Origin of the sequence: Halomicronema sp. CCY15110 (assembly GCF_016888165.1) — a bacterium.
GTDB lineage: Bacteria > Cyanobacteriota > Cyanobacteriia > Phormidesmidales > Phormidesmidaceae > Halomicronema.
The window spans coordinates 1-1468 of the sequence record NZ_JACSWC010000033.1; the positions used below are offsets into that span (position 1 = coordinate 1).

The following is a 1468-nucleotide window of genomic DNA, read 5'->3' on the forward strand; positions in this document are numbered from 1 at the left end:
CGTGGCCAGAACGGGTGCCTCCCGCCACTGTCCACCAGTACGCCGTGATTTATCTGTCTTTGCAAAGCGCTGCCTGCAACCAAGAAACACCTTTTTATGCAGCGGTGGCGCAACGGCTGGCCCAATGTCAGACGGTGCCCGATCAAACAGCTTGGCAACGGCTCTGGCAGGCTCCGTCATTTACCCGCATGAGCTTTGCCGAGGCGGTTCGTCAAGCCAGAGCAATGGGTATTTTGCCAGTGTTGTGCTTGGACGAGTTTGAACAACTGTTTGAACATCGGGAGCAGTTTGATGATCGGTTTTATGACAGCCTCAGAGACCTGATGAATAGCTGTGCGCTGATGCTCATCACGGCATCACGGCGGTTGTTGGATGAGTATCGCAACGAGCACAAATTGACCTCTAGCTTTTTTAACCTGGGACAGTGTGTCCGACTGGGGCGATTTTCTGACTGGGAGGCTCAGCAGCTAGTAGCCCTGCCAGAACCGGCTCAAGCGGCCCTGAGTGCGCCTCATCAGCAACACGCTTTGCAATGGGGGCAACGGCATCCGTTGTTGCTACAACTGGCGGGCCAAAAACTCTGGGAGGCGCAGCAATCTGGTTATGCAGTGAGCTGGGCGCAGCGCCAGTTTCGCCCCGAAGCCGCCCGCCTCCATCGCGAACTTCGGGCTCCCCGCAATTGGCCCCGCCCCCTTTACTGGCTAGTCTTTCAGTTGCCAGAGGGAGCAGGCGGTTTGGCCAATCGAAGCTTTAATGGGCTTGAACGTCTCTTGCAGCTTGGCCCCATACCCGCCATTGCCATAATTGCCTTGCTAGTGGCGACTGGCCTCATTACTCAACAACAACTGCAAAAGGGTGGAGCACTGTGGCAACAGATTCGCGAGGCACTAGGGCTTAGCTGATGACGAGTACTGATCGCTTACAAGCCTTTGGCAACTATGTGGGGGAATGTGCCCGCCTGTTGTATTGGAGCTACTTTAAGCCCTTTACATTTAACCGTTGGCTCCAGCAGGAGATCGATCCGGATTTGTCAATCTTTGATAATCCGTTTAGCAAAGCGGAGCGCTTTAGCGACAATCCACGTCTGGCGCGGTACGCCGATCAGGTCTGGTGGCTCTCTCTGGTAACACCGCTCGTCGTTGTCGGCCTGGTGGCTGTGCCCTACGGTTGGCTGGCTCAACCCTTTGACTGGTCACGCAGCAGCTTATTTTTGCTGGGGTGGGTGCTGGGGTTAGGGCTGATACGGCAAGGCGATACCCGTTGGTCTGATAAATCGACAAATCTTCTTTGGATATATACCCTGATTGGGTTATTGATGGCGACCAGTGCCAATTTTTTCCCAGAAGTTATTGGCCCGATTCAACAGGCTATCTTTGGCTCACCGCTAATGCTCGTGGCGGTCGGCGTGGCGGTCGGCGTGGCGGTCGGCGTGGCGGTCGGCGTGGCGGTCGGCGTGGCGGTCGGCGTG

General features: G+C 56.1%; 1 protein-coding gene and 1 pseudogene. Both read left to right on the forward strand.

The window, feature by feature from the left end:
* On the forward strand, positions 1–902 hold a 902-nt coding region (locus JUK32_RS00210; RefSeq protein ID WP_204136862.1), incomplete at its 5' end, for a hypothetical protein.
* Positions 902–1468 (forward strand): annotated as a pseudogene (locus tag JUK32_RS00215) (AAA family ATPase); the annotation flags it as partial. The gene JUK32_RS00210 and the pseudogene JUK32_RS00215, both read left to right, overlap by 1 nt.